The sequence below is a fragment of the Stenotrophomonas sp. PS02298 genome, from assembly GCF_029959445.1.
Lineage (GTDB): Bacteria > Pseudomonadota > Gammaproteobacteria > Xanthomonadales > Xanthomonadaceae > Stenotrophomonas.
Map to the genome: position 1 here is coordinate 1 of NZ_JASCOR010000222.1, position 5,373 is coordinate 5,373.

5 protein-coding genes are annotated in these 5,373 nt (G+C 64.7%); all 5 read left to right on the forward strand.

The genetic code is table 11. From position 1 onward, the window contains the following. Window positions 1-266: 266 nt before the first annotated feature. From QMX78_RS19870 to QMX78_RS19890, 5 genes are read left to right on the forward strand one after another with little or no spacing between them, the layout of a single operon-like run. A complete protein-coding gene (locus tag QMX78_RS19870; RefSeq protein ID WP_282272868.1) occupies window positions 267-1,178 on the forward strand; it encodes an STM4015 family protein in 912 nt (303 codons plus the stop codon). A 22-nt stretch (window positions 1,179-1,200) separates the two neighbouring features. Beyond that, complete coding sequence (locus QMX78_RS19875; RefSeq protein ID WP_343239305.1) at window positions 1,201-2,310, forward strand: STM4014 family protein; 1,110 nt, start codon at window positions 1,201-1,203, stop codon at window positions 2,308-2,310. Next, window positions 2,303-3,118: an STM4013/SEN3800 family hydrolase gene (locus QMX78_RS19880; RefSeq protein WP_282272872.1), complete on the forward strand. Its 816-nt coding sequence runs from the start codon at window positions 2,303-2,305 to the stop codon at window positions 3,116-3,118. Before QMX78_RS19875 ends, QMX78_RS19880 begins: the two co-directional genes overlap by 8 nt. Further along, window positions 3,115-4,476: an STM4012 family radical SAM protein gene (locus QMX78_RS19885; protein WP_282272874.1), complete on the forward strand. Its 1,362-nt coding sequence runs from the start codon at window positions 3,115-3,117 to the stop codon at window positions 4,474-4,476. The genes QMX78_RS19880 and QMX78_RS19885 overlap by 4 nt, the downstream gene beginning before the upstream one ends. A 7-nt stretch (window positions 4,477-4,483) precedes the next feature. After that, on the forward strand, window positions 4,484-5,329 hold the full coding sequence (locus QMX78_RS19890; protein WP_282272876.1) for an STM4011 family radical SAM protein: 846 nt from the start codon (window positions 4,484-4,486) through the stop codon (window positions 5,327-5,329). Window positions 5,330-5,373: the final 44 nt, after the last annotated feature.

The window sequence follows — 5,373 nt, forward strand, 5'->3', positions numbered from 1 at the left end:
GTACTCGACAATCTGCCGAACCGCCTCGATCTTGAACTCATCCGTGTAACGCTTCGTACTCATAACCACCTCCGCGTAAGCCATAGTTTATGGCTGCGAGGTGTCTACGAAATCCTGGGCGATTCATTTGCGCTTGATTGCTGCGTTAGCACAGCATGATTACGGAATGGCGAAGGCTGTATGCCTGCCATCGAACGTGACGCATTGCTGCCAGCATTCGCATCCTCTCGGTTATGCTACGGCACCCATTCCGGCAAGGACGTACCGTGACCATTGGCGAATACACGCAGGTTTATCGTGGCAAGAAAGTCGTTGACTTCAAGATGGGTGGCTCGGCCGTAGCCGGCGATGTCGCTTACCGCTTGATGCAGGAATACGACAGCGACGAGAGCCAGGAAGAACTGCTGGCCAACTTCTTCGAGCAGGTTGATCCAAAGTCGATTGAAGTGCTGGTCATCGGTGCATGGGATGAAGCTTCCAGTGACGGCCCGCAGGGCCTGATCGATGGGCTGATTGCGCGCCGTGCCGAGCTGGGCAACCTGAAGGCGCTGTTCGTGGGCGACATGACCTACGAAGACTGCGAGATGTCGTGGATCAACCAGATCTCCTACAACCCGCTGCTGGAGGCCTTCCCGGGCCTGGAGTCGCTGCGTATCCGTGGCACCTCTGAACTTGAGCTGCAGCCCTTCACGCATGCGTCGCTGCAGGAACTGGCGATCGAGAGCGGTGGCCTGCCGAACGAGATCGTCATTGCCATCGCCAACTCCACGCTGCCGGCCCTGCGCCATCTTGAGCTGTGGCTTGGCGATGACGGTTATGGCTTTGATGGCGATGTGGCTGTCTACCAGCGCCTGTTGTTGGCGATCGGGCCGGAGCGCCTGCAGTACCTGGGCCTGCGCAACGCCATGATCAGCGACGAGCTGGCGGTGTGGCTGGCCGGTGAGCCGTGGCTGGGCACGTTGCAGACGCTGGACCTGTCGCTGGGCACCATCGGCGATGTCGGCGCGCAGGCGCTGTGCGAGAGCCCGAACCTGGGCAGCCTGCAGCGCATCGACCTGAGCCACCACTACATTTCCGAGGCCTGGCAGCAGAAGCTGCAAGCGCTGCCGTGCACGGTGGTGCTGGACGATCCGGAAGAAGAAGACGACGGCGACCGCTACGTGGCGGTGTCCGAGTAAGGCGAAGATGGCCAATTGGCTGTTGATCGGCCCGCGCGGCAGCCGCCGTATCGGGTGGTTGCAGCGTGCCCTGCACGATCAGGGCGCGCCTGCCGCGCACGTGTTCGACTACGAAACCCTGCTCGCCGAGCCCGCGCGCCTGCTTGAAGCACTCGCGCAGGCGCCCGATGCCATCGTCAAGCTGGAGTCACCCGGCGAAGCGCCTGCGCTGCATCAGGCCTTGGTGCTGCGTGGCTGGGAGTTGTCCGGCGCTGCTAGTGATGCGCCCTTGCCTGCCGCGCATGGCGAGCTGGTGCATCAGCAGTTCTGGTATGCGGGCTTTGCCGATGTGCTGGCGTCGCTCCCGGCGGGACCGCATTACCTCAATGCACCGGCCGATCTGGCCTGCATGTCGGACAAGCTTCGCTGCCAGCAGCTGCTGGCCGATGCGGGTGTGGCGGTGCCGCCGTTGTTCGGTGCGATCAGCGGCTACGAGGATATGTGCGTGCGGCTGCGCGATGCGGCCTGCGAGCGCGTCTTCATCAAGGCCCGCTACGGCTCGTCCGGCGCGGGCGTGCTGGCTTACGCGCGCAACCGCGATGGCCGCGAGGTGGCCTATGGTTCGGCGGAACTGGTGGAACAGGACGGGCGCTGGCGGGTGTTCAATTCGCTGCGGCAGCGCCGTTACGACCGGCACCGCGATATCGCGCGACTGGTGGACTTGTTGGCCGAGCAAGGCGCCTACATCGAACGCTGGATTCCCAAGCCCAGCGTGCCGGGCAGCGATGGCCGCCGCTATGACGTGCGCGTGGTCGCGCTGGATGGCCAGCCACGGCAGCGGGTGGCCCGGATGAGCGCGGGCGCGCTGACCAACCTGCACCTGGGCAATGCGCGCACGCAGCTGGAAGCACTGTTGGATGCCGACGCCATCAGCCACCTGCAAGCTGCCACGGTGAAGGCCGCGGCTGCATTCCCCGCCAGCCGTATGATCGGCTTCGACCTGATCGTGCGCGGCACGCGCAGCTGGGTGCTGGAAGCCAATGGCTTCGGCGACCTGCTGCTGGACCTGCGCCATGACGGGCGCACCACCTATGAAGACCAGGCGCTGTTGGTGCCTGCGCGTTCTGCCATCAACGAGTACGCCCATGCTTGAGACCCGCTTGCCCGACATGCACCGCATCGTCGGCAGCCATGACGTGGTGATGATCACCCTGGACGCGCTGCGCTTCGATGCGGCCCAGCGCTGCTTCGAGCGCGGCGAACTGCCGGTGCTTGCGCCGCACCTGCCTGCCGATGGTTGGGAGCTGCGGCATACGCCGGGCAGCTTCACCTATGCGGCGCACTCGGCGTTCTTTGCCGGCTTCCTGCCCACGCCTGCGCGGCCGGGCCCGCATCCGCGTCTGTTCGCGCTGGAGTTTGAAGGCAGCGAGACCATCGTGCCGGAGACTTTCGTGTTCTCCGGCCGTGCCGACATCGTCGGTGGCTTCCGTGACCAGGGCTATCGCAGCATCTGCATTGGCGGCGTCGGCTTCTTCAACCGTCGCAATGCGCTGGGCTCGCAGCTGCCGGGCCTGTTCGAGGAAAGCCACTGGCAGCCCGAGCTCGGCGTGACCGCGATCGACTCTACCGAGCGCCAGGTGGCACTGGCCTGCGAGCGCCTGCAGGCAGCGGGCGACCAACACTGCTTCCTCTTCATCAATGTCTCGGCCATCCACCAGCCGAACCGGCACTACCTGCCCGGCCGCGACGCCGATGGACTGGACAGCCACTGCGCCGCACTGCGCTACGTCGATGGCGAGTTGGCGGCGTTGTTCGCGGCCTTGCGTGCGCGTGGCCCGGCCTTCGTGATCATCTGTTCTGACCATGGCACCGCTTACGGCGAGGATGGCTTCCACGGCCACCGTCTCGCCCACGAGACGGTGATGAACGTCCCCTATGCGCATTTTGTGTTGAGCCCATGACCGCCCATCGTTTGTCAGAGCTGCTGCGGCTCGAGCCCTACCAGGCCTATTCGTACTCCTACCCACACAAGTCCGCGTACCGGCCGATCGCGCAGCCGCCGCTGCTTGCCGATGCCTGGGCGAGTGAGCCGCGTGATGCGTTGTTCCTGTACCTGCACGTGCCGTTCTGCAGCTACCGTTGTGGATTCTGCAATCTATTCGCAATGGCGCGGCCGGCGCCGGCGCAGGTGGAAGCCTATCTGGCGCAGATGGAGAAGCAGTTGCGGGTAACCGCCGACGCCTTGGGCGCGCACCGCTTCGTGCGCTTCGCGCTGGGCGGCGGCACGCCTACCTATCTGGATGCGCCGCAGCTGCAGCGGCTGTTCGACTTCGTGCAGCGCCACGCCAACATCGACCTGCATTCGATTCCTGCTGGCATCGAGGTGTCGCCGGAAACCGTGGACGCGGCGAAGATGAAGATCTGCCGCGACGCCGGCATCGACCGCGTCAGCATGGGCATCCAGAGCTTCAGCGATGCGGAAGTGCGCTCGCTGGTGCGGCCGCAGCAACGCGCGGTGGTCGAGGAAGCCATCGCGCAGATTCGTGCGGCGGGCATCCCAACCCTCAATCTGGATTTGATCTACGGCATCGCTGGGCAGACCGTGGCCAGCTTCCTGACCTCGATCGACAGCGCCCTCGCCTTCCAGCCGGAAGAGCTTTACCTCTATCCGCTGTACGTGCGCCCGCACACCGGGCTGGACCGCATCGGTGCGAAGGAAGGCGGCAAGCGCTCGTTCGTCATTCATCCCGAGTCGGTGGACAACCGCCTGGCCCTGTATGAAGCCGGCCGCGAGCGCCTGCTTGCCGCGGGCTATGAGCAGGTATCGATGCGCATGTTCCGCGCGGCCAACGCGCAGGACTCCGGCGGGCCCGCGTACTGCTGCCAGAACGACGGCATGGTCGGCATCGGCTGCGGTGCCCGTTCGTATACCAGCGGCCTGCACTACTCCAGCGAGTACGGCGTCAGCCGGCGCTCGGTGGCGGATATTCTTGCGCATTACCTGGAACGCGATGAGGCCTCGTTCGCCCGCATCGACTACGGCGTGCAGCTGGATGAGGACGAGCGCCGTCGCCGCTTCGTCATCCAGTCACTGTTGGCGCAGCCGGGGTTGGATCTTGCGCAATACCGTGAGCGCTTCGGCACGGAGTGCTTCGACGACCTGCCGCAGCTGGATGAGTTGTTCGAGCAGGGCTTGGCCACGCGCGAGGATGCGCTGGTCGCGTTGAATGACTCCGGGCTTGCCCGCGCCGACACCATCGGCCCGTGGTTGATCTCAGCCGGCGTGGCCGAGCGCATGCGCGACTATCAATTGGATTGAGCCGCGCATGCATCTTTCCATCCTCTATCGCGGCCGGCTGAGCAGTTGCAACTACGACTGCCCGTACTGCCCCTTCGCCAAGACCTACGACACCCGCGCCGCCCTGCGCCGCGACGCCGAGGACCTTGCACGCTTCGTCGACTGGGCAGAGCGGCAGACGATGGAGTTGTCGGTGCTGTTCACGCCGTGGGGCGAGGGATTGGTGCGCCGCCACTACCGCGATGCGATGGTGCAGCTGAGTCATATGCCGCATGTCCGCCGCGTGGTGATACAGACCAACCTGTGCATCGGCACGCGCTGGCTGGACGAGGTCAATCTCGACAGCTTCGCGCTGTGGTGCACCTACCACCCGGGGCAGGTAACCCGCGCCGCTTTCCTCGCCCGCTGCAATGAACTGGCGCGGCGCGGCGTGCGTTACACGGTTGGCATGGTGGCGATGCGTGAGCATCTGGAAGAGATCCAGCTGCTGCGTGAGGAGCTGCCGGACGAGGTGCCGATGTGGATCAACGCCTACGATGAGCGCCCTGCCGGTTATTACAGTGATGCCGAGATCCAGCAGCTGCAACGCGTGGACCCGCACTTCCTGTTCAACCTCGAACCCTCGGCCAGCCTGGGCGCTCCCTGCTTCACTGGCGAGAACGTGGTGTCAGTAGATGGCGATGGCAACGTCAAACGCTGCCACTTCGTCACAGAGCCGCTGGGAAATCTGTACGACGGCAGCTTTGCGGCCCAACTGAGACCGCGCGGCTGCCCGAACCAGCGTTGTGATTGCTACATCGGCTACGCGCACCGCAAGGATCTGCCGTTCCAGCGGGATTATCCGGCAGGGGTTCTTGAGCGGTTTCGGGGATAAGGCAAAACCGGGGTCAGAGTGGGGTTTCGAAACGAAACCCCACT

What these genes read in the sequence shown, in the direction of transcription:
- QMX78_RS19885 (WP_282272874.1), top strand. Translation starts at nt 3,115, where the DNA reads ATGACCGCCCATCGTTTGTCAGAGCTGCTGCGGCTCGAGCCCTACCAG.
- QMX78_RS19890 (WP_282272876.1), top strand. Translation starts at nt 4,484, where the DNA reads ATGCATCTTTCCATCCTCTATCGCGGCCGGCTGAGCAGTTGCAACTAC.
- QMX78_RS19880 (WP_282272872.1), top strand. Translation starts at nt 2,303, where the DNA reads ATGCTTGAGACCCGCTTGCCCGACATGCACCGCATCGTCGGCAGCCAT.